18 protein-coding genes and 3 pseudogenes are annotated in these 22196 nt (G+C 71.1%); 11 read left to right on the top strand and 10 right to left on the bottom strand.

Features of this window, described 5'->3' with window-relative positions; genetic code table 11:
- The first annotated feature begins 220 nt into the window (after positions 1-220).
- Together IE97_RS0134095 and IE97_RS0134100 are read left to right on the top strand one after the other, a co-directional pair.
- Positions 221-1270 (top strand): endonuclease/exonuclease/phosphatase family protein, encoded by a 1050-nt coding sequence (locus IE97_RS0134095; protein WP_030249565.1) that lies wholly within the window; start codon positions 221-223, stop codon positions 1268-1270.
- Positions 1271-1420: 150 nt separating this feature from the next.
- Positions 1421-2641 carry an MFS transporter gene (locus IE97_RS0134100; RefSeq protein WP_030249570.1) on the top strand — a complete coding sequence of 407 codons (1221 nt, stop codon included), beginning with the start codon at positions 1421-1423 and terminating at the stop codon, positions 2639-2641.
- 75 nt (positions 2642-2716) lie between these two features.
- Here IE97_RS0134100 and IE97_RS38890 read toward each other — a convergent pair.
- Together IE97_RS38890 and IE97_RS0134110 are read right to left on the bottom strand one after the other, a co-directional pair.
- Positions 2717-3273, bottom strand: a pseudogene (locus IE97_RS38890) (O-methyltransferase).
- 40 nt (positions 3274-3313) lie between these two features.
- Positions 3314-4021, bottom strand: coding sequence for a haloacid dehalogenase type II (locus IE97_RS0134110; protein ID WP_030249574.1), 708 nt, complete (start codon positions 4019-4021; stop codon positions 3314-3316).
- A gap of 101 nt (positions 4022-4122) precedes the next feature.
- On the opposite strand from IE97_RS0134110, the gene IE97_RS0134115 reads away from it, so the two are divergent.
- Positions 4123-4704: a hypothetical protein gene (locus IE97_RS0134115; RefSeq protein ID WP_030249579.1), complete on the top strand. Its 582-nt coding sequence runs from the start codon at positions 4123-4125 to the stop codon at positions 4702-4704.
- A gap of 179 nt (positions 4705-4883) precedes the next feature.
- Here the strand turns inward: IE97_RS0134115 and IE97_RS0134120 are convergent, their stop codons facing one another.
- Complete coding sequence (locus tag IE97_RS0134120; protein ID WP_158708380.1) at positions 4884-5771, bottom strand: hypothetical protein; 888 nt, start codon at positions 5769-5771, stop codon at positions 4884-4886.
- A 404-nt stretch (positions 5772-6175) separates the two neighbouring features.
- Between IE97_RS0134120 and IE97_RS38895 the strand changes: the two are divergent.
- Both IE97_RS38895 and IE97_RS43250 read left to right on the top strand, forming a co-directional pair.
- A pseudogene (locus IE97_RS38895) lies at positions 6176-6716 on the top strand (bifunctional DNA primase/polymerase); the annotation flags it as partial.
- 1 nt (position 6717) lies between these two features.
- A pseudogene (locus IE97_RS43250) lies at positions 6718-6998 on the top strand (ATP-binding protein); the annotation flags it as partial.
- Between the two features lie 579 nt (positions 6999-7577).
- On the opposite strand, the gene glnA reads toward IE97_RS43250, so the two are convergent.
- Complete coding sequence (glnA, locus tag IE97_RS0134130) at positions 7578-8939, bottom strand: type I glutamate--ammonia ligase (RefSeq protein ID WP_030249586.1); 1362 nt, start codon at positions 8937-8939, stop codon at positions 7578-7580.
- A 295-nt stretch (positions 8940-9234) separates the two neighbouring features.
- Between glnA and IE97_RS0134135 the strand changes: the two genes are divergently transcribed.
- Positions 9235-10422 carry a globin domain-containing protein gene (locus tag IE97_RS0134135; protein ID WP_030249590.1) on the top strand — a complete coding sequence of 396 codons (1188 nt, stop codon included), beginning with the start codon at positions 9235-9237 and terminating at the stop codon, positions 10420-10422.
- 69 nt (positions 10423-10491) lie between these two features.
- Here the strand turns inward: IE97_RS0134135 and IE97_RS0134140 are convergent, their stop codons facing one another.
- Positions 10492-10926, bottom strand: a complete 435-nt coding sequence (locus tag IE97_RS0134140) for an RrF2 family transcriptional regulator (RefSeq protein ID WP_030249594.1) — start codon at positions 10924-10926, stop codon at positions 10492-10494.
- A gap of 197 nt (positions 10927-11123) precedes the next feature.
- On the opposite strand from IE97_RS0134140, the gene IE97_RS0134145 reads away from it, so the two are divergent.
- The 4 genes from IE97_RS0134145 (at position 11124) to IE97_RS0134160 (ending at position 15130) form a co-directional block, all read left to right on the top strand.
- Entirely contained in the window at positions 11124-11792 is a 669-nt protein-coding gene (locus tag IE97_RS0134145) for a DUF3105 domain-containing protein (protein WP_030249598.1), read from the top strand.
- Positions 11789-12409: a DUF305 domain-containing protein gene (locus IE97_RS0134150; protein WP_030249602.1), complete on the top strand. Its 621-nt coding sequence runs from the start codon at positions 11789-11791 to the stop codon at positions 12407-12409. Before IE97_RS0134145 ends, IE97_RS0134150 begins: the two co-directional genes overlap by 4 nt.
- Before the next feature lie 172 nt (positions 12410-12581).
- Positions 12582-13331, top strand: a complete 750-nt coding sequence (locus tag IE97_RS0134155; RefSeq protein WP_078603482.1) for a CPBP family intramembrane glutamic endopeptidase — start codon at positions 12582-12584, stop codon at positions 13329-13331.
- Positions 13332-13375: 44 nt separating this feature from the next.
- Entirely contained in the window at positions 13376-15130 is a 1755-nt protein-coding gene (locus tag IE97_RS0134160) for an NAD+ synthase (RefSeq protein WP_030249610.1), read from the top strand.
- Positions 15131-15148: 18 nt separating this feature from the next.
- On the opposite strand, the gene IE97_RS0134165 is transcribed toward IE97_RS0134160, so the two are convergent.
- The 3 genes from IE97_RS0134165 to IE97_RS0134175 all read right to left on the bottom strand — a co-directional run bounded on the left by IE97_RS0134165 (position 15149) and on the right by IE97_RS0134175 (position 16845).
- A complete protein-coding gene (locus IE97_RS0134165; protein WP_030249614.1) occupies positions 15149-15775 on the bottom strand; it encodes a glyoxalase in 627 nt (208 codons plus the stop codon).
- A 79-nt stretch (positions 15776-15854) separates the two neighbouring features.
- Positions 15855-16304 carry a VOC family protein gene (locus IE97_RS0134170; RefSeq protein WP_030249619.1) on the bottom strand — a complete coding sequence of 150 codons (450 nt, stop codon included), beginning with the start codon at positions 16302-16304 and terminating at the stop codon, positions 15855-15857.
- A 28-nt stretch (positions 16305-16332) separates the two neighbouring features.
- Positions 16333-16845: a pyridoxamine 5'-phosphate oxidase family protein gene (locus IE97_RS0134175; RefSeq protein WP_030249623.1), complete on the bottom strand. Its 513-nt coding sequence runs from the start codon at positions 16843-16845 to the stop codon at positions 16333-16335.
- A gap of 158 nt (positions 16846-17003) precedes the next feature.
- On the opposite strand from IE97_RS0134175, the gene IE97_RS0134180 reads away from it, so the two are divergent.
- Positions 17004-20012, top strand: a complete 3009-nt coding sequence (locus IE97_RS0134180) for a bifunctional [glutamine synthetase] adenylyltransferase/[glutamine synthetase]-adenylyl-L-tyrosine phosphorylase (RefSeq protein ID WP_030249626.1) — start codon at positions 17004-17006, stop codon at positions 20010-20012.
- Positions 20013-20039: 27 nt separating this feature from the next.
- On the opposite strand, the gene IE97_RS0134185 is transcribed toward IE97_RS0134180, so the two are convergent.
- The gene (locus IE97_RS0134185; RefSeq protein WP_030249630.1) at positions 20040-20918 is read right to left on the bottom strand and encodes a phosphatase PAP2 family protein; all 879 of its coding nucleotides are present in this window, start codon (positions 20916-20918) and stop codon (positions 20040-20042) included.
- Between the two features lie 94 nt (positions 20919-21012).
- A complete protein-coding gene (locus tag IE97_RS0134190; RefSeq protein WP_030249633.1) occupies positions 21013-22047 on the bottom strand; it encodes a LacI family DNA-binding transcriptional regulator in 1035 nt (344 codons plus the stop codon).
- Positions 22048-22196 lie beyond the last annotated feature (149 nt).

Genomic DNA, 22196 nt, shown 5'->3' on the forward strand with positions numbered 1-22196 from the left:
GGTCTACGTCCCGTCAGTTCCGAGCCGCGCCGGTCCAGGTGAGTGTGCGCGTTTCGTCACAGAGGGCGCTTACTCACGCGCGACCGGAACTCGTGGCGCCGGCTCGGACGTCATCGCCCCCGTACGGCCGTCGAGGGACGGCGGGAACGGAACGGATCATCCCCTAGGGTCGTAAAGGCACGGGGGCGATGGTGTGCACGGCAGGCAGTGAGGCGACGGTATGGCGCAGCAGGCGTACATGACGGAGACGGACGACGGCGGCTCGGGGCTCGAGCCCAGGGGAAACCGGCTTCGGCGCCTGTTCGACCGGCTGCTCGGCGGCCGGCGGGGCGACCCGCGGATCTGGCGGCGCGGGATTCTCGTGGCCGCGTGCGCGGTGCTGCTGGCCGTGATCATGGTGCTGCACTCGCACATCCCGAACGCGGTCGGCAACCTGGGCAGTCTCACCGAGACGTTCCTGCCCTGGCTGGGCCTCCTCGTCCCGGTGCTCCTCGTGCTGGCCCTGGTCCGCAGGTCGGCGACCGCCCTGATCGCGGTCCTGCTGCCGTCGGTCGTCTGGCTGAACCTCTTCGGCGGCCAGCTCAGCGACAAGACCGCCGCCGGCGGCGATCTCACCGTGGCCACGCACAACGTCAACGCCGACAACCCGGACCCGGCGGGCACCGCCCGGGACGTGGCCGCCTCCGGCGCGGACGTGCTGGCCCTGGAGGAGCTGACGGAGGAAGCGGTCCCCACGTACGAGAAGGCCCTGGCGTCGACGTACCGGTACCACTCGGTGCAGGGCACGGTCGGCGTGTGGAGCAAGTACCCGCTGACCGGCGTACGGGGCGTCGACCTGGACATGGGCTGGACCCGGGCGATGCGCGCCACCGTGACCGCTCCGGCCGGGCAGGTCGCGGTCTACGTCGCCCACCTGCCGTCGGTGCGCGTGAAGATGGAGGCCGGGTTCACGGCCCGGCAGCGCGACCGGAGCGCCGACTTCCTGGGTGAGGCCATCGCCCGCGAACCGCTGAGGAACGTCGTCCTGCTCGGCGACCTGAACGGCACGATGAACGACCGTGCGCTCAACGCCGTCACCGCCCAGATGCGCTCCACGCAGGGCGCGGCGGGCAACGGCTTCGGGTTCAGCTGGCCCGCCTCCTTCCCGATGGCGCGCATCGACCAGATCATGGTCAAGGGGCTGAAGCCGGAGAGCTCGTGGACCCTTCCGAGGACGGGCAGTGACCATCTGCCCATCGCGGCACGTGTGAGGGTCACCACAGGCGGCTGAGGGAAACCGCTGGTCAGGGACGTGTGGGCGGGGTTCGGCAACCCCGCTTTCACGTCCCGGCGACCTCACGGAATAGTTGGCCTGCGAGACTTTGTTCCGTACTTGAACATACGAAGTACGAATCCCCAAGCAAGTCTCGAGAGGTTCTTCATGCCCCTGGCCCTGCTCGCCCTCGCCGTGGGCGCCTTCGGCATCGGTACCACCGAGTTCGTGATGATGGGGCTGCTGCCCGATGTCGCGGACGACCTGCAGATCTCGATCCCCAGCGCCGGCCACCTGGTGTCGGCGTACGCGCTGGGCGTCGTCATCGGCGCCCCGCTGCTGGCCGCGGTCACCGCCAGGATGTCCCGCCGCACGGTCCTGATCGGGCTGATGGGGCTGTTCGTCGCCGGCAACGCCCTGTCGGCCCTCGCACCCGACAACGGCTGGCTGCTGGCGGCCCGCTTCCTGAGCGGTCTGCCGCACGGCGCCTTCTTCGGCGTCGGCGCCGTCGTCGCCACGAACATGGTCGCCCCCGAACGCAAGGCGCGCTCGGTCTCGCTGATGTTCCTCGGCCTGACGGTCGCGAACGTCGCGGGCGTGCCGGTCGCGACCCTCATGGGGCAGCACCTGGGCTGGAGGGCGACCTTCCTCGGCGTCAGCGCCATCGGCCTGGCGGCGATCGCCGCGCTCGCGTTCCTCATCCCGCACGACCACGAGCACGCCACCGCGAAGGGCCTGCGCGGCGAACTCGCCGCCCTGCGCTCCGTCCCGGTCTGGCTGTCGCTCGGTACCACCGTCGCGGGCTTCGGTGCCCTCTTCGCGGCGTACAGCTACATCACGCCGATGCTCACGGACGCCGCCGGCTACGCCGACGCCAGCGTGACCCTGCTGCTGGCCCTGTTCGGCGTCGGCGCGACCGCCGGCAACCTGCTGGGCGGCCGCCTGGCCGACCACTCCCTGCGGAGCACACTGTTCGGCGGCCTGACCTCGCTGGTGGCGGTCCTGGCGCTGTTCCCGCTCCTGATGCGCACGGAGATCACCGCCGCCGTCGCCGTGATCCTGCTCGGCATGGCCGCCTTCGCCACCGGCTCCCCGCTTCAGCTGATGGTCATGGAGAAGGCCTCCTCGGCCCCCTCCCTGGCCTCCTCGGCCAACCAGGCCGCCTTCAACCTGGCCAACGCCGGCGGCGCCTGGATCGGCGGCCTCGCCCTGGCCGCGGGCTTCTCCGTCACCTCCCCGGCCCTGGCCGGCGCGGCCCTGGCCGTCCTCGGCCTGGGCGTGGCGGCGCTGGCCTACGCGGTCGACCGGCGCGCGGTGCCGGCCGGCGGGCATGAGCGGATCGTGGCGAGCCATGTCCCGCAGCAGGAGGCCGAAGCGGTGCACCACTGACACCGTCACCGGCCCGCTGACAGGAGCGGCAGCCCGCGGGTGATGAACCCGCGAGCTGCCGCTCCGTGCGTACGGTCAGCCCCGGCGGGCCGCGGCAACCGCCGGACTGGAGGGCGTCGTGGGGACTTCGGTGGCCTCCAGGGCCGGATGGCCGAGGTGGAACAGGCGCAGCTCGCCCACCGCACCCTCGGACCCCGGTGGCCACGCGGTCGACGGCATGAAGTCGTCGAGGATCCCGCCGGGAGCGAGCAACTCGACGACCCGCTCGGGAGCGTCCCGCTTCCCGCCCCCGTCGCAGAAGAAGACGTCGAACGGGGCGTGTGCCTCGAGCAGCCGCCAGCCCTCGGTCAGCACGCTGACGCGTTCGTCGTCCGCGAAGACCCCCGCGGTCCGCCGGGTCAGTTCCTCGTCCCGCTCCACGGTGACCAGCCGGGCAGTGGGCCCCCGCGGTGCAGTCAGGCGGTTCCCACGCCCGACCCGGTGCCGCTCTCGGCGACGTCGCCGCCGGGTTTCGCGGCGGCCGCCGTCCTGAGCAGCCGGCCCACCTCGGGGATACGGCTCTTCTCGAACCCGGCGTCGTCGGCGATGCGCCCGGCCGGTGCCACCCGCTCCGGAAGCACGCGCTCTGCCATGACCGGATCTCCCGGTCTCCCCCCTGTCACTCAGCCACTGTCAGTCCGACGCTTCGTGACCGTCCGTCAGCATGTCGACCAGTTCGCCCAGTTCGCGGAAGCGCCAGTCGAAGGTGTCGGCCCCCGTAGGCGGATCACCGACCGGTCGCCGCACATGGGCGGTCCGCATGCCGACCGCCTGCGCTCCGCGGAGATCCCAGGCGTGGGCGGCCACCATGAGCACCCGTTCCGGTGGGCAGCCGACGGCATCGACGGCGAGCCGATAGACCTCCGGCGCCGGCTTGTAGGCCCGGACCTCCTCGGCGGACAAGGCTTGGTGCCAGCGCAGCCCGGCATGGGCGCTGAGGTGCAGCAGCGCGGTCCGGCCGGCGTTGGAGAGCCCGAGCACGCGGAACCGCCGCGCGAGCCGTCCGAGAGCGTCGACGGAGTCGTCCCACGGGGGCAGCCGCCGACTCGCTGTCGCCAGCCGGGCGATGACGGCCGGATCGGCGATCCCGGCCCGCTCGGCGACGTGCCGAGCGGCCTCGGCGTCGAGGACCGCGCTGTTCGCGTACGGACGGGAACCCTGGCGGATGCGCTGCTGTTGGCGCTCGACGTGCTGCTGCCACGCGATGACGCGTCCGTCGACGACGGCGTCGTCGGACGCGGGCGTTGCCTCGCGTATCGCTGCTCGAAGCCCGCGGGGTTCGTCGACCAGGGTTCCGAGGACGTCGAAGACGACGGCCTCGATGCCGCGGATCTCTGCCACGTGTACTCCTGCCTCCGTGGGTGCCACCGTCCGGACGGATGACGTTACTGTCGAACCTGCTGCCGTAACATCCCACTCCCGATGTGGCGTGAGGGGGCGCAATGCTGGGCGGGTCAGGCGCCGGGAACTACTTCTCGGGTTACGCGTCTCGGGTCATCGAGGTGCCGAAGGAACTGCGCGAGCGGCCTGTGGTGATCGAGGCGTGGGGCTGGATCGGCAGCGCGAGTGGCTTCGAGGTCGTCGGCGTGACCGAGCCCCGGGGACGGTACACGGAGACGTACGCCGGCCGGTCGGGGAGCGGACGGGAGGGGGCGCACATCCTCCTCGAGCCCGGGCAGTGCGACTCGGTGCGGATCATGCGGGGGTGGAAGATGTCCGGGCGGTGGAAGATCCGGTTCCTGGACGCCATGTCCATGGCGCCGCTGCCGCCGAAGGCCAAGGGCGGCGCCTCACGGTTCTTCCGGTGTCCGGTGCCGGGGACCCGGATCGCCGCGGAGTTCGGCGACTCCGGCGGGCGGCTGGGTGTCTACAACGAGAAGGGTCGGTGCGTCCGCGTGCTCGCGGGGCGTGACCACCGGTTCGACGATGTGGTCGTCGTACCCGAGGTGACCGGTGTGCTCGCGGTCGAAAGGCCGGAGCTGAAGTGGGGACCCATGACGAAGTGGTCGCTGCGGGTGCAGTGACGGACGCCGGACACCTCGGGGGCCGACGGTCCGTGACCGTCGGCCCCGCTGGCGGGATCAGCGCGTGAGCGGCCGATTGATGGTGGTTGTTGGTCGCCCCGGGGCCGCCCTTCGACGGCTCAGTTCCTCTCTGCCGTCAGCCATGACGCGGTCGTACGTCCGCTGCTCGATGTTCTAGCTCAGGCGGTAGGCGTCGCGCCGATCTGGAGGTGTACGCCGTCGTGCAGTGAGCCGCCTTCGAACCTCGGCTTCAGGGTGAACTCGATCGAGCGGAAAGGCATGGGTTGGCGGAGGCGGACGCTGCCGTCGGAATCAGTGGGCTCGGGCGACCCTGGGGGTGGTTGGTACGCCTCGCCGATGACCGTGTTGCCTTCTTCGACCCTGAACTCAGCGTCCCCACTGAGCTCGGTGACCTCCGTGCCCATCGGAAGATTCTGGAACACCAGGGTGGAGGCGAGCGATCCCAGGTGAAGGACGAGATCCGTCACGTCGGCATCGAATTCGACCCCGTTGAGGATAGCGGTGCCCAGGGGTGGTGGTTCCGTCGTCACGGTGCGCGACCCGGTGAGCGTCACCTTATGGCCGTTCAGCTTTCCGGTGGCCTGGGTCTTCGCGTCGTTGCGTCTCGTCCAGTCGACGAACTGAAGCGCGTTTACCTTCCCGCCGATCTGGAGGTGTACGCCATCGTGCAGTGAGCCGCCTTCGAACCTCGGCTTCAGGGTGAACTCGATCGAGCGGAAAGTGGGTCCGCGCAGGCGAACGCTGCCGTCGGAATCAGTGGGCTCGGTCGACCCTGGGGGTGGTTGGTACGCCTCGCCGGTGACCGTGTTGCCCTCGACCCGGAAATCATCGTCGCCGCTGAGCTTGGTGACCTCCGTGCCCATCGGAAGATTCTGGAACACCAGGGTGGAGGCGAGCGATCCCAGGTGAAGGACGAGATCCGTCACGTCGGCATCGAATTCGACCCCGGTGAGCGTCACCTTATGGCCGCCCAGGGTTCCGATGGCCTCGGTCTTCGCGTCGTTGCGTTTCGTCCAGTCGACGAACAACTGCTGTTGTGTTGCCATGTCTCGGCCTTCCTGGCGATCTGGGCCCGTGTGAGCCAATGGGTTCGCCCCGGAGATTTCACTACGCATGCCCCCCAGGACCGGTCCCGCCGAGGGCACTTGTGGCTTCGCCGACAGTCGCGCTCGCTGCGCTCAACCCCTCAAGGGGAACGGCCTTGCCTCAAGCCGAGGAGTGTCCTGCTATTTGGGGCGCCTTTCTTCCAGATTAGCCGGATATGAGATTCGCGCCTCCCGGGGCCTTGCCCGGCCTGCCCTGATTCAGGGGCGGAGTTACGGGCAGGCGAGTCACCTTGCACCGCGACGTTCAAGCGCAACAAGTTCGGGTGAGCTACGTTGCCCGGTTCCGGATGCTCGTCCCAATACTTGGCCAGCGCGGCCCGCCACAACGGACGCTCCTCGACCAGATGAACTATCGCCGGAGAGGTACGCCGGTGCTGCCCCTGCGAGCGGGAAAGGCGCCGTTCGGCAACTGCCCGCAGTGCGCGGGCAACGGTGCGGCGGCCGACCGAACATGAAGAGCGCGGGCCCTTTTCGCTGCCCCGGCGTCTGCCACGCGTGGGCCGCCACCATCACCGACCCGGCCGTTCTCACCTCTCGGCGTGGACGACCGCGTGGCGGCGAGCCGTCTGCGTCGCCTACCATCCCGGCGCCGCCGGGCTGATCGTGGTGGACCTGGACGACGCGGCAGCCGTCGACTGGGCCCGCACCGCCCTGCCCACCACGCGGGTCGTGAAGACGACGCGCGGGGAACACTGGATCTACCGGGGCGCGATGTCGTCGCACAACGCGGTGCGGCCCGGCGTCGACATCAAGTCGACCATGCCCTACGCCCGCTACCTCCTTGCCGGCACCGGAGCTGTGACCGCTCTCCCGGGCGCCGTCCGGGCCCTTGCCGTGAAGGAGCCCTCCCCGGCCCGGCCGGCGCCGCACGGCCTCGCCGTCCCCGTACCGGCGCAGCCTCGATGACCTCAACGACGACGTGATCGAGGGGTACTTGCTCGCGCAGACTGTCCTCAAGCACGCCGAGACCATCGAGCCGGGCGGCGACCAGCGGATCATCCCAAGGGGTGGCCGACGACGGGCAAGGTCCTCTCCGACCGGCCCAAGCGCCTCCAGCCCACGCTTGCCGCCCGGGGTGTCGTGATCGAGTCGGGCCGCACCAGCGAGGGCCGCTACCTCGCAATGACCCGCATGCAGACACCACAGCCACACGAGGAGAAGCGGATGTTCGGACATCGCGCCGCGCACGGTCGCCCGGAGAAGCGTGAAGGACGGTCTCGTGTTCGCCCCACCGAAGCGTGCCAAGATGCGCGACGTCCCCTTGCCGGACCGTGTGGCGCACGTCTCCGCCTGTCACAAAGCGGCTACTGTTCACCCGTCTCGACGGCGAAGGCACGGTTCGGCGTACCGACTTCAACGACCGCGCGTGGAAGCCTGCTCTCGTGGCTGCTGGGATCATCCCCGCGCCAAAGCCCGGAGAGCGCCACCAGGCCGCCCGCGAACACGGCATGCACGCCCTCAGTCACTTCTACGCGTCCGTCCTGCGGGACGCCGGCGAGAACGTGAAGGCATTGAGTGCCTACCTCGGCCACAGCGATCCGGGGTTCACGCTCCGCGTGTACACGCACCCGACGCCGAGCAGCGACGCGCGGGCCCGGAAAGGCCGTGGACGGCCTGTACGAGGACACCGATCCAGCCCCCGACGGCCCACGGACGGCCCAGGACCAGTGAGACACCACGGAGCCGAGGGTCCACGACCGTCGGCCCCGTCCGCTGAACCAGCGGGAAACGTGCTCTGACCTGCCCTTACAGCGCCGGAAGGTTCTTGCGCAGCTCGAACGCCGTGACCTCCGAGCGGTACTCCTCCCACTCCTGCCGCTTGTTGCGCAGGAAGAAGTCGAAGACGTGCTCGCCGAGCGTCTCGGCGACGAGGTCGCTGCGTTCCATCAGGGTCAGGGCCTCGCCCAGGTTCTGCGGGAGCGGCTCGATGCCCATCGCGCGGCGCTCCGCGTCGGAGAGGGCCCAGACGTCGTCCTCGGCGCCCGGCGGGAGCTCGTAGCCCTCCTCGATGCCCTTCAGGCCGGCGGCGAGCAGGACGGCGTAGGACAGGTAGGGGTTCGCGCCGGAGTCGAGGGAGCGGACCTCCACCCGTGCCGAGCCCGTCTTGCCGGGCTTGTACATCGGGACGCGGACCAGCGCCGAGCGGTTGTTGTGGCCCCAGCAGATGTACGACGGGGCCTCGCCGCCCGCGCCCGCCGTGCGCTCCGCGCCGCCCCAGATGCGCTTGTAGGAGTTGACCCACTGGTTGGTGACGGCGGAGATCTCCGCCGCGTGCCGCAGCAGGCCCGCGATGAAGGAGCGGCCCACCTTGGACAGCTGGTACTCCGAGCCCGACTCGTAGAAGGCGTTGCGGTCGCCCTCGAAGAGGGAGAGGTGGGTGTGCATGCCGCTGCCCGGGTGCTCGGAGAAGGGCTTCGGCATGAACGTCGCCTGGACACCCTGCTCCAGCGCCACCTGCTTCATGACCAGGCGGAACGTCATGACGTTGTCGGCCGTGGAGAGCGCGTCGGCGTAGCGCAGGTCGATCTCCTGCTGGCCGGGCGCGCCCTCGTGGTGGGAGAACTCGACCGAGATGCCCATCGACTCCAGCATGGTGATCGCCTGGCGACGGAAGTCCATGCCGACGTTGGTCGGGGTGTGGTCGAAGTAGCCGGAGTTGTCGGCGGGCGTCGGGCGGCTGCCGTCCAGCGGCCGGTCCTTCAGCAGGAAGAACTCGATCTCCGGGTGCGTGTAGAACGTGAAGCCCAGGTCGGAGGCGCGGGCCAGGGAGCGCTTGAGCACGTAGCGCGGGTCGGCGAAGGACGGGGAGCCGTCCGGCATGAGGATGTCGCAGAACATCCGGGCCGTGCCCGGGGCCTCGGCGCGCCAGGGCAGGATCTGGAAGGTCGACGGGTCCGGCTTGGCGATCATGTCGGACTCGTAGACCCGGGCGAAGCCCTCGATCGCGGAGCCGTCGAAGCCGATGCCCTCGTCGAAGGCCTGTTCCAGCTCGGCCGGGGCCACGGCGACGGACTTGAGGAAGCCCAGCACGTCCGTGAACCACAGCCTTACGAACCGGATGTCGCGCTCCTCCAACGTCCGGAGCACGAACTCCTGCTGCTTGTCCATCTTCCGCTTCCCCATCCTTGCTGGTCAGGCCGCCTGTCATTCCGTACCACGGGAGGCGGTCGGGCACCTGAGCATCCCACCACACCACCATTTCGTACGCGTTGCACACCATGATCGCCCGGCCGGCCCGGGGTGGAACGCCTCGCGTACGGCGGGTGAACCGCTCTTCCGCCCATAGTGCCTGCTCGTACCCGCATCCGTAATGGCCGGTCCGGTTCGCCGCCCCCACCACTTAATTTGCATCTCATATGCAACTTTAAATACCGTGCCCGCAGTCGAGCACAGAGGAGCCCCGATGCTGTCCGAGCCGTCCGCCGCCACCGTCCGCGCCACCCTTCCCGCCGTCGGCGCGGCCCTCGGCACGATCACCGAGCGCTTCTACGCCGGGCTGTTCGCGGCCCACCCCGAGCTGCTTCCCGACCTGTTCAACCGGGGCAACCAGGCCGCCGGCACCCAGCGGCAGGCGCTCGCCGGTTCCATCGCCGCCTTCGCCACACACCTGCTGGACCACCCCGACCAGCGGCCGGACGCGATGCTGCACCGCATCGCCCACAAGCACGCCTCGCTCGGCGTCACGCCCGAGCAGTACGGGATCGTCCACGAGCACCTGTTCGCCGCCATCGCCGACGTGCTCGGCGACGCCGTCACGCCCGAGGTCGCCGCCGCCTGGGACGAGGTCTACTGGCTGATGGCGAACGCCCTCATCGCCGTCGAGAAGCGGCTGCGGGAGGAGCGGGGCGGGCACACCTGGCGCCCGTGGGAGGTCGTCGAGCGCGTCGCCGAGACCGACGACGTCGCCACGTTCCGGCTGCGGCCCGCCGACGGCGGTCCGGTGCGGGACTTCCTCGCCGGCCAGTACGTCTCCGTCCGCGTCGCCCTCGCGGACGGCGCCCGGCAGATACGGCAGTACAGCCTCTCCGGGGCGTCCGACCCGGCGCTGCGGCAGATCAGCGTGAAGCGTGTGCACGGGGACGAGGCCCCCGACGGCGAGGTGTCGAACCACCTCCACGGGCGCGTGGCGGTCGGTGACGTCCTGGAGCTGTCCGAGCCGTACGGCGACCTGGTCCTGGACACCGGATCCGACACGCCCCTGCTGCTGGCTTCGGCGGGCATCGGCGTCACCCCGATGACCGCGATGCTGGCGCACCTCGCCGGCTCCGGGCACCGCGCCCCGGTCACCGTCGTCCACGGCGACCGCTCACCCGCCACCCACGCCCTGCGCGCCGACCACGAGGCCTACGCCGCCAAGCTGCCCGACGCCGCCGTCCACTTCTGGTACGAGCAGGACGCCCCGGCGGGCACCCGCTCCGGCCAGGTCGACCTCACCGGCGTCCCGGTCGCCTCGGGCACGCGCGCGTACCTGTGCGGTCCGCTGCCGTTCATGCGGGCGGTACGGGCCCAGCTGATCAACAAGGGCGTGGCGCCGGCCGACATCCACTACGAGGTGTTCGGGCCGGACCTGTGGCTGGCGGGGCAGGCGTAGGTCCCCCCTCAGGCACTGTCCCAAGGGGTGTCCCGAGGTCTGTCCCGGGCCTGTCCAGAAGGGGCCTGTTCAGGGCCCCCGCGAGATCCCCAGCAGCAGCGCCCCGGTCGGCTCCGCCACGATGTCCGCCACGGTGATCGGGTCCAGTGAGGCGAAGAACGCCTCCTGGGCCCGGCGCAGGGCGGCACGCAGACGGCAGGCGGAATTCAGGGGGCAGGGGGTGGGGCCCTCGCAGTCGACGACATCGCCGTCGCCCTCGAAGGCACGCACCACGCCGCCCACCGAGGCCGTACGGCCCTGCTCGGTGAGGGACAGGCCGCCGCCCCGTCCGCGGCGGGCCGCCAGCAGGCCCATGTGCTGGAGCTCGGCGACCACCTTCGCCAGATGCGTGTACGGCACGCCCATACCTGCGGCGACCTCACGCGTCGTCGGACTCGACTCGTCCGCGACGGCGAGCCGCATCAGGACCCGCAGGGCGAGATCGGTGGAGCGCAGCAGCCGCATACCGGCAGCCTAGATAAGCGGTATCTGTGCTTCAAATTATCCGGCGGCCGGACCCGGGAGCGGACTCCCGAAGCTGTCGGAAGCCTGTCGGTGCCGTATCGATTCGGTCCTTTCCCATGGCCCTACTACGAGGCGCCCCGTCTCCCGCATACGATCAGCCCACCCGACCGTCCCACTTCATTCACGAAGGACACCTCATGGGCTCCGCCAACAAGAGCAGCACCGGACGCAAGGCGCGAATAGAGGAGATGCGGCGTGCCGAGCAGGCCCGTGAGCGCCGCAACCGGATCCTCACCATCGTCGCCAGCGTCGTGGTCGTCGGCGGCCTCGTCGCCGGCGGTGTCGTGCTCGTGCGGTCCCAGTCCGACGGTGGCGGCAGCGACACCGCGGCGAGCGACTCCTCGGCCAAGGGGAAGTTCGTCACCGGCGCGGACGGCGTGCGGACCTGGGAAGGGGAGCTCGCCCGCAACCACGTCACCAAGACCGTGAAGTACGCCTCCCAGCCCCCGGTCGGCGGCGACCACAACCAGGCCTGGATGAACTGCAACGGCGACGTGTACACCAAGGAGATCAACAACACCAACGCCGTGCACTCGCTGGAGCACGGGGCGGTGTGGGTGACGTACAACGCCAAGGCGAAGAAGGCGGACGTCGACGCGCTCGCGGCGAAGGTGAAGAAGACGCCGTACACGCTGATGAGCCCGATGGACGACCAGAAGGACCCGATCATGCTGTCGGCGTGGGGCCACCAGCGCACGGTGACGGGCGCCGACGACCCGGACGTCGACAAGTTCTTCGAGAAGTTCGTCCAGGGCAAGCAGACCCCCGAGCCGGGTGCCGCCTGCACGAACGGGCTGGCGCAGTGAGGCACGTCGGACTGATCGCCGGGGCGGCGGCGACGGCGCTCGTCGCCGCCGGCGCGATCACCTACGCCGTTGCCGGGGACGACGGCGGCGACAAGACGCCCTCCGCCGAGTCCGCGGACGCCGGGTTCGCGCGGGACATGGCGGTGCACCACCAGCAGGCCGTGGAGATGTCGTACATCGTGCGCGACCGCACCAAGGACGAGGAGGTGCGGCGCCTCGCGTACGACATCGCGCAGACGCAGGCCAACCAGCGCGGCATGATGCTCGGCTGGCTCGACCTCTGGGCCCTGCCCAAGGTGTCCTCCGAGCCCCCCATGACCTGGATGGGCATGGGCGACATGGCCTCCGGCAAGGACGGCGCGCTGATGCCGGGCATGGCGACCAACAGCGAGATGAAGAAGCTCGGCGAGCTCAGCGGGAAGCAGGCCGAGGTCTACTACCTCCAGCTGATGACGGACCATCACAAGGGCGGCGTCCACATGGCCGAGGGCTGTGCGCGGAAATGCACGGTCGGGGTGGAGAAGCGGCTCGCGCAGGGCATGGTGGAGGCGCAGGAGTCGGAGATCGACCTGATGGCGGACATGCTGAAGGAGCGGGGTGCCGAGCCGCGCTCCTAGCACCGCGAGTGCGCGGCCTGGCCGGCCTACGACCGGGCCAGGGCTGCTGTCGTGTTGAGGGCTTCCGACTCGTGGTAACGCGGCGCCGTCGCCTTTCGGCCCTCCTCAGCCGTGGCGCGCTCGTCCCGTACTCCCAGCCCGTGGGGGTGGATCGAGGGATGCTGGTGGCACCATGCGAATGCTCTGCGTCCTCGCCGTCCTGGTGGGCGCGAACCTGCTCAACAACTGGCTCGCGCCCGGCGCCTACGTGCCCACCTGCGTGGTCGCGGCTGCCACGCTGCTGCTGATCGCCCGGTGGGACGGTCTCACCCTCGCCGATCTCGGGCTCGACAGGGCTGCCTCGTACCGGGGGCTGCGCTGGGCGGCGATCCTGGTCGGCGCGGTTCTTGCCGTCTTCTTGGCCGGGCTCGCCCTGCCGGCCACCAGGGAGGCGTTCGAGGACGAGCGCGCCGTGGGCCTGACCCTGGGGGAGCTGCTGTGGCGGGTGCTGGTCCGGGTGCCGGTCGGCACGGTGCTGCTGGAGGAGGTCGCCTTCCGCGGTGTCTTGTGGGCCATGGTGCGGCGCCGGCGCGGTACCGCGTGGGCCACGGCTGTGTCGTCGCTGCTGTTCGGGCTCTGGCATGTGCTTCCCTCGCGCGGGCTGAGCCGGGCCAACGAGGCCGCGGCGGTACTCGGCACGGGGCCGGTGGGCAGCGCGCTGCCGGTCGTGGCCGCCGTCGTCGCCACGACCGCGGCCGGCGTCGTCCTGTGCGAGCTGCGGCGCCGGTCCGGAAGTCTGCTGGCGCCCGCGGCGCTGCACTGGGCCGTCAACGGCTTCGGCTATGTGCTGGCCTGGGGAACGGGTACGTCCGGTCGTACGGGCGCCGCTGAGCTCCTGGCGGCACCGCTGACCTTCGCAAGGGGACGGGGTGGCCCGGGGTGACCCAGGCCACCCCATTGCGTCGCTCTGACGATTACACTGGGCCCGTGCCTCAACTACGTCTCGCCCTGAACCAGATCGACTCGAGCGTCGGCGACCTCGCCGGGAACGCCGAGTCGATCGTCCGCTGGACCCGGCACTCCGCCGAGCAGGGAGCGCATCTCGTGGCGTTCCCGGAGATGGCCCTGACCGGGTATCCCGTCGAGGACCTGGCCCTCAGGTCGTCCTTCGTGGAGGCCTCCCGCGCCGCGCTGCGGAGCCTGGCCGCCCGCCTGGCCGACGAGGGCCTCGGCGAGCTGCCGGTGATCGTCGGCTACCTCGACCGCTCCGCGACCGCCCAGCCCAAGTACGGCCAGCCGGCCGGCGCGCCGCAGAACGCGGGAGCGGTGCTGTACGGCGGCGAGGTCGTCCTGAACTTCGCCAAGCACCACCTGCCGAACTACGGCGTCTTCGACGAGTTCCGCTACTTCGTGCCCGGCGACAGCATGCCGGTGCTGCGCGTCCACGGCGTCGATGTCGCCCTGGCCATCTGCGAGGACCTCTGGCAGGACGGCGGCCGTGTCCCGGCGGCCCGCTCCGCGCAGGCGGGTCTGCTGGTCTCGATCAACGCGTCCCCCTACGAGCGCGACAAGGACGACACGCGCCTGGAGCTGGTCAGCAAGCGGGCCCAGGAGGCCGGCTGCACCACGGCGTACCTCGCCATGATCGGTGGCCAGGACGAGCTGGTCTTCGACGGTGACTCGATCGTGGTCGACAGGAACGGCGAGGTCGTGGCGCGGGCGCCGCAGTTCGCCGAGGGCTGTGTGGTCCTGGACCTGGACCTGCCCGCGGCGTCGGCGGACGCCCCGACCGGGGTGGTGGACGACGGCCTGCGCATCGACCGGGTGGTCCTCTCGGAGGACCCGGTGGCGCCGTACGAGCCGGAGCTCACCGGCGGCTACGCGGACCGACTGGACGACGACGAGGAGGTCTACTCGGCGCTGGTCGTGGGCCTGAGGGCGTACGTCGCGAAGAACGGCTTCAAGTCGGTGCTGATCGGTCTGTCCGGCGGTATCGACTCGTCGCTGGTCGCGGCGATCGCCTGTGACGCGGTGGGCGCGCAGAACGTGTACGGCGTGTCGATGCCGTCGAAGTACTCCTCGGACCACTCGAAGGACGACGCGGCGGAACTGGCCCGGCGCACGGGCCTGAACTACCGCACGGTCGCGATCGAGCCGATGTTCGACGCGTACATGGGCTCCCTGGGTCTGACGGGCCTCGCGGAGGAGAACCTCCAGTCCCGGCTGCGCGGCACCCTGCTCATGGCCATCTCCAACCAGGAGGGCCACATCGTGCTGGCCCCCGGCAACAAGTCGGAGCTGGCGGTCGGCTACTCGACGCTCTACGGCGACTCGGTCGGGGCGTACGGCCCCATCAAGGACCTCTACAAGACGGCGGTCTTCCGCCTGTCCGAGTGGCGCAACCGGGCCGCTCGCGAGCGCGGCCAGACGCCGCCCATCCCCGAGAACTCCATCACCAAGCCCCCGAGCGCGGAACTCCGCCCCGGCCAGGTCGACACGGACTCGCTCCCCGACTACCCGGTGCTGGACGCGATCCTGGAGCTGTACGTCGACCGGGACCGTGGCGCCGACGAGATCGTCGCGGCCGGCTTCGATCCCGCCCTGGTCGCGAAGACGCTGCGCATGGTGGACACGGCGGAGTACAAGCGACGGCAGTATCCGCCGGGCACGAAGATCTCGCCGAAGGGCTTCGGCAAGGACCGGCGGCTGCCGATCACGAACGGGTGGCGGGAGTCGCTCTGACGAACCCGGCCAGGGACCTCACAAGGTCGCCGTCTGCGACGCCGGAGCCCAGGCGAACCCGTCCGGGTCCGTGAACGCCCCGGCGTCGCCGCCGATCGTGATCCGGTGGGAGCCGGTGCCGTCGGGGGAGACGCCGGCGACCTTGGCGAGGCCGCGGCGCTTGTACAGCGCCAGCTTGACGGGCGCCGAACCGGTGGCGAACTCGACGTACTTGCCGCCGAAGCTCTTGCCCACGGTGAGGCCGTGCTCGACGTAGAACTGCTTGGCGGCCCGCACGTCCTCGACGCCGAGCAGCAGGACGAGCTCGTCGAAACGCCTGGTCGCCGGGCCGGTGTTCTTCTTCGACGACGACGCGATCTGCCAGATCGTTCCGTCCGGGGCCTGGACGACGCCCCCGTAGCCCCACAGCGACTTGGCGGCGGGCTTCAGGGTCGCGGCACCGGCCGCCACGGCCGCGTCGACGAGGGCGTCGACGTCGGCCGGCTGGGAGACCACGAGCGACAGCGTGAACCCGCGGAACCCGGTGGTCGGTGCCTGAGAGGCCCGCAGGCGCACCTGCCCGCCCAGCTCGAAGGCGGTGGTGTAGAAGCGTTCGGCGGCGGGGAGGTCGGTCACCTCGAGGGTGACGCATGCGATGGACGTCATGGAAATGACGCTAATCGCGCCGCCGGGACCCCGCTTCTCGATTCCTGACCGGTGCGGCCCGCACGGCATCCGGGTGGCGTCAGCCCTCCTGCCGCCGCTTCAGGCTCGCCAGCAGCTCGTGCAGCGGCTCCGTCGCCCGCCGCCGGTACTCCTGGACCGCCCAGCCGTTGCCGTCCGGATCCTGGAAGTGCATGAACGTGGCGCCGTCGTCCGGGGCGTACTGGACCGGCTCCGAGACGTCGAGCCCGCGGGCGACGAGCTCCGCGCGGGCCGCCTTGATGTCGGCCACGCACAGCTGCAGACCCTGGTAGGAGCCGGGGGCCGGGGTGGGGCCGGGGGTCATCTCCCAGATCGATTCGCCGAGGGCGATCGAGCAGCCCGAGCCGGGCGGCGTCAGCTGGACGATCCGCATGCCGGGCATGACCTCCTGGTCGATGTCCACGTGGAAGCCGACCTTGTCCCGGTAGAAGTCCCGGGCCCGGTCGATGTCGCTCACGGGCAGCGGGATGACTTCGAGGGTGATGTCCACGGCGAGACTCCTTCGTCTTCGTCCGGCGTCATGCGAACCGCCACCTCGTCTGGCTGAACGGCTCTCCCTTACCGAAGCCGAAAACGGTACGCGGCGCCACCGAGTAGACGGCCGCGTGGCCCGCGCCGTGGTGGAAATACCCGTCCCGTACCTCGAAGTGCCAGAAGCTGCCGTACTTCGCCTCCCACGCCGCGGCCAGTTCCCGTAGCCGGGCGTCGTCGGTGACGCGCGCCGCCTCGCCCTCCACCACCAGGTCGTAGCCCGCGTTCCAGGTGTTCGTGCCGGTGGTCAGCACCACGTGCGGGTTCTCCGCGAGGTTCCGCGCCTTGCGTTCCTCCGGGCCCGTGCAGAAGTGCAGGGCGCCCTCCGACCAGACCGCCGGCAGAGGGGTGACGTGCGGTCGTCCGTCCGGCCGTACCGTCGTGATCCAGAAGAGCTCCGCCGCCTTCAGCCGCGCCTCGGCGTCCTCCCAGTCGGTGGCGGTGGCGGTCTCGTCGCTGTAGCGCCGGTCCAGCCGGGTCTCCGGGTGCAGGGTGGTCATGAGTGTCCTCCCGACCTCTCGCTTCACAAGGCAGACCCGGTCCGTCCACGGAACTCATCGGAGTCCACGCCGGGGTCTGCGGTTAGGCTCAAAGCCGTACGACCTTGATCCGAGGAAAATCCGAGGAAAGACCGAGGCGAGACCGAGGGAGGCCCGGAATGACGGCGGCGCCGGGGCGCAGGAGCAGTACCTTCACACGGCTGCTGCGGCACGGGTTCACCGACGCCTCCGCCGCCGAGCGGCTCCTGGACAGTCCCGAGCTCGTGCCGCTGCGCGACGACCCGGTGCTGCTGGACGCGCTGGGCGCGACCGCCGACCCGGATCTCGCGCTCCTCGGGCTCGTCCGGCTGCTGGAGGCGCAGCCGGACCCGGGCGCGCGCCGGGAACTGCTCGACACGCTGATCTCGTCCAAGCCGCTGCGCGACCGGCTGCTCGGGGTGCTCGGCGCCTCCACCGCCCTCGCCGACCACCTCACCCGGCACCCGGAGGACTGGCAGGCGCTCGTCATGTACGAGGCGTACGACCTGCACCCGGGCGTGGAGGAGTTCGAGGCCGGCCTCGCGGAGGCGGACGACCCCGTCTCCCTGCGCGTCGCCTACCGGCGCTGCCTGCTGTCCATCGCCGCCCGGGACGTGTGCGGTACCACCGGCGTCGCCGAGTCCGCCGCCGAGCTCGCCGACCTCGCCACCGCCACCCTGCGCGCCGCCCTCGGCCTCGCGCGGGCCGCCGCGCCCGAGGACGACGCGCTGTGCCGGCTCGCGGTCATCGCGATGGGCAAGTGCGGCGGCCATGAGCTCAACTACGTCTCCGACGTGGACGTCATCTTCGTGGCGGAGCCCGCCGAGGAGGCCGACGAGACCAAGGCCCTGCGCGCCGCGACCCGGCTGGCCTCGCACCTGATGCGGATCTGTTCCGAGACGACGGTCGAGGGGTCCATCTGGCCGGTTGACGCCAACCTCCGGCCCGAGGGCAGAAACGGTCCGCTGGTGCGGACCCTCTCCAGCCACCTCGCCTACTACCAGCGCTGGGCCAAGACCTGGGAGTTCCAGGCGCTGCTCAAGGCCCGCCCGGTCGCGGGCGACCTGGAGCTCGGCGAGGAGTACGTGGCCGCGGTCCAGCCCCTGGTGTGGAAGGCCGCCGAGCGCGAGAACTTCGTGCCGGACGTGCAGAAGATGCGCCGCCGGGTGGTGGAGAACATCCCCGCCGCCGAGGTCGACCGCCAGCTGAAACTCGGCCCGGGCGGCCTCCGGGACGTCGAGTTCGCCGTGCAGCTGCTCCAGCTGGTGCACGGCCGGGCCGACACCTCCCTGCGCAGCGGTACGACCCTCGACGCGCTGGGGGCCCTCGCCGCCGGCGGCTACGTGGGCCGGGCCGACGCCGCGCAGCTCGACGAGGCCTACCGGTTCCTGCGCACCATGGAGCACCGGATCCAGCTGTTCCGGCTGCGCCGCACCCACCTCGTGCCCGAGGAGGAGGCCGAGCTGCGCCGCATCGGCCGCTCCCTCGGGCTGCGCACCGACCCGGTCGCCGAACTGCTGCGCGAGTGGAAGCGGCACGCCACCGTCGTACGCCGGCTGCACGAGAAGCTGTTCTACCGGCCGCTGCTGGACGCGGTCGCCCAGCTCGCCACCGGCGAGGCCCGGCTCAGCGCCGAGGCGGCCCGGGAACGCATGGTCGCCCTCGGCTACGCCGACCCCGCCTCCGCCCTGCGCCACCTGGAGGCGCTGGCCTCCGGCGTCACCCGCAAGGCCGCCATCCAGCGCACCCTGCTCCCCGTCCTGCTGGGCTGGTTCGCCGACTCGGCCGACCCGGACGCGGGTCTGCTCAACTTCCGCAAGGTGTCGGACGCGCTCGGCAAGACGCCCTGGTACCTGCGGCTGCTCCGGGACGAGGGCGCCGCGGCCGAGAACCTCGCCCGGGTGCTGTCCGCCGGGCGGCTCGCACCCGACCTGCTGATGCGCGCACCGGAGGCGGTGGCGCTGCTCGGCGACGGGGACGGCGGCGGTCTCGAGCCGCGGTCCCGCGCCCACCTGGAGCAGGAGATCCTCGCCGCGGTCGGCCGGGCCGACGGGGCCGCCCAGGCGGTCGCCGCCGCCCGCGGGGTGCGCCGCCGTGAGCTGTTCCGTACGGCCGCCGCCGACATCGTCGGCTCGTACGGCACCGAGGAGCAGCCCGCCGAGGCCGACCAGGGCGCCCTGGTCGACCGGGTCGGCGGCGCGGTGTCCGACCTGACGGCCGCGACGCTCGCCGGCACGCTCCGCGCGGTCGTGCGTGACGGCTGGGGCGACAGCCTGCCGACCCGGTTCGCGATCATCGGCATGGGCCGGTTCGGCGGCCACGAGCTGGGCTACGGGTCCGACGCGGACGTGCTGTTCGTGCACGAGCCGCGCGACGGCGTCGACGAGCGCGAGGCCTCGCAGGCGGCCAACAAGGTCGTCTCCGAGATGCGCCGGCTGCTGCAGATCCCCAGCGCCGACCCGCCCCTGCTCATCGACGCCGACCTGCGCCCCGAGGGCAAGTCCGGTCCGCTCGTGCGCACCCTCACCTCTTACGCGGCGTACTACCGTCGCTGGTCCCTGACCTGGGAGTCGCACGCCCTGCTGCGGGCCGAGCCGGTCGCCGGGGACGAGGATCTCGGCCGACGGTTCATCGAGCTGGTCGACCCGCTGCGCTACCCGGCGGACGGGCTCGCCGACGAGGCCGTCCGCGAGATCCGGCGGCTGAAGGCACGGATGGAGTCCGAACGGCTGCCGCGCGGCGCGGACCCGAAGCTGCACGCCAAGCTCGGGCCGGGTGGTCTGTCGGACGTGGAGTGGACCGTGCAGCTGCTGCAACTGCGGCACGGCGCGGCCGAGCCGGGCCTGCGCACGACCCGGACCCGGGAGGCTCTGGCCGCCGCCCGCGCGGCCGGGCTCATCACGGACGAGGACGCGGCGACCCTGGACGAGGCCTGGGTCCTCGCGACCCGCGTCCGCAACGCGGTGATGCTGGTACGCGGCCGGGCCGGCGACACGTTCCCCACGGAGCCCCGCGAGCTGGCCGCCGTGGGACGGTACCTGGGCTACGGCCCGGGCCACGCGGGCGACATGCTCGACGCGTACCGGCGGACGGCACGCAGGGCGCGGGGCGTCGTGGAGGAGCTGTTCTACGGGATCGCCGAGCGCTGACTCGCGGGCCGCGGCGCGGGGAGCGGGTCAGGTCCTCGGCCGCGGTACCGGCTCGCCCCCGCCCCGGGACGGATCCGGCCGCTGGGCCGGCACCAGCTTCGGCAGGGTGTACGGCTGCCTCCCGTACCAGAGCCTCGCCACCGCGAACCCGAACGCCAGGCACAGCATGCCACCGACGGCATCAAGCCAGAAGTGGTTGGCCGTGGCGACGATCACCACCAGCGTCAGCGCCGGGTACAGCAGCCCCAGCACCCGCACCCAGGGGACCGCCGCCAGGGCGAAGATCGTCAGGCCGCACCACACCGACCAGCCGATGTGCATCGACGGCATCGCGGCGTACTGGTTGGACATGTGCTTCAGGTCGCCGGACGCCATCGAGCCCCAGGTCTGGTGGACCATGACCGTGTCGATGAAGTCGCCGCCGTTCATCAGCCGCGGGGGCGCCAGCGGATACAGGTAGTAACCGACCAGGGCGACGGCGGTCGTCGCGAACAGCACCAGGCGGGTCGCCGCGTAGCGGCCGGGATGGCGACGGTACAGCCACACCAGGACACCCAGCGTCACCACGAAGTGGAGTGTGGCGTAGTAGTAGTTCATGCCGATGATCAGCCAAGTCACCGAGTTGGCGACGTGGTTGACGGACTCCTCGACGGCGATGCCCAGATAGTGCTCGGCCTTCCAGATCCAGTCGGCGTTGCGCAGCGCCTCGGCCTTCTGCTCGGGCACGGCGTTGCGGACGAGCGAGTACGTCCAGTAACTGACCGCGATCAGCAGGATCTCGAACCAGAACCGGGGTCGCCGGGGGGTGCGCAGCCGGCGCAGCGAACCCTGCCGGGTCCCGGCCGCGACGTGCTGCGGAAGGGCCGATTCCCGGCCTTCCGGCGTCGTCACGGTCGTGTTACCCATAGGCGCAAAGTTTGCCAGAAGAGGACTTCCTCACCGATCATCCCGCGGCCTGGTGCGGGCCGCATGTTCTACGGCGAGATCAGGCCAGAGGATCTCAAGAGCGACCGCGGTCCCCGGGGGCCGAGGCGGTCGAACCGCGCACCACCAGTTCCGGCATGAACACGAACTCGCTGTGCGGCGCGGGCGTCCCGCCGATCTCCTCCAGCAGTGTGCGCACGGCCGCCTGGCCCATCGCCGGGACCGGCTTGCGGATCGTCGTCAGCGGCGGGTCCGTGAAGGCGATCAGCGGGGAGTCGTCGAAGCCGACCACGGAGATGTCCTTCGGCACGTCCAGGCCGCGCTGCCGCGCCGCCCGGATCGCGCCCAGCGCCATCATGTCGCTGGCGCACACCACGGCCGTGCAGTTCCGCTCGATCAACGCGGTGGCCGCGGCCTGACCGCCCTCCAGGGTGTAGAGGGAGTGCTGGACCAGCTCCGACTCCACGGTCTCGACGCCCAGCCCCAGCTGGTCCTGCATGGTGCGCACGAACCCCTCGATCTTGCGCTGCACCGGCACGAACCGCTTGGGCCCGAGGGCCAGGCCGATCCGCGTGTGGCCCAGGGACACCAGGTGCGTGACCGCCAGGCTCATCGCGGCGCGGTCGTCGGGGGAGATGAACGGCGCCTGCACCTTCGGCGAGAAGCCGTCGACCAGCACGTACGGCACGCCCTGCGCGCGCAGCCGGTCGTAGCGCTGCATGTCGGCGGTGGTGTCCGCGTGCAGCCCGGAGACGTAGATGATGCCGGCGACGCCGCGGTCGACGAGCATCTCGGTCAGCTCGTCCTCGGTCGAGCCGCCGGGGGTCTGGGTGGCCAGCACCGGTGTGTAGCCCTGCCGGGTCAGCGCCTGGCCGATGACCTGCGCCAGGGCCGGGAAGATCGGGTTCTCCAGCTCCGGGGTGATCAGGCCCACCAGGCCCTCACTGCGCTGCCGCAGCCGCACCGGGCGCTCGTAGCCCAGCACGTCGAGGGCGGCCAGCACGGACTCGCGAGTGGTGGCGGCGACGCCCGGCTTCCCGTTGAGGACGCGGCTGACCGTCGCTTCGCTCACCCCCGCCTGTACAGCGATGTCGGCAAGCCGTGTGGTCACAGCACTGGACTGTAGCGGCCGGGGTTCCGCCCGCACACCGACGGGACGCCTGGCGCGTGCCGTGGCACGGCCCGCTGCGGGTTGCTTGGTCATCGCGGTCCCTCGATGTCGTGGTCGGCGTCCGATCCGCAACGGATGATCCCCCCGGC

Source organism: Streptomyces sp. NRRL S-455, assembly GCF_000717875.1.
Classification (GTDB): Bacteria; Actinomycetota; Actinomycetes; order Streptomycetales; family Streptomycetaceae; genus Streptomyces.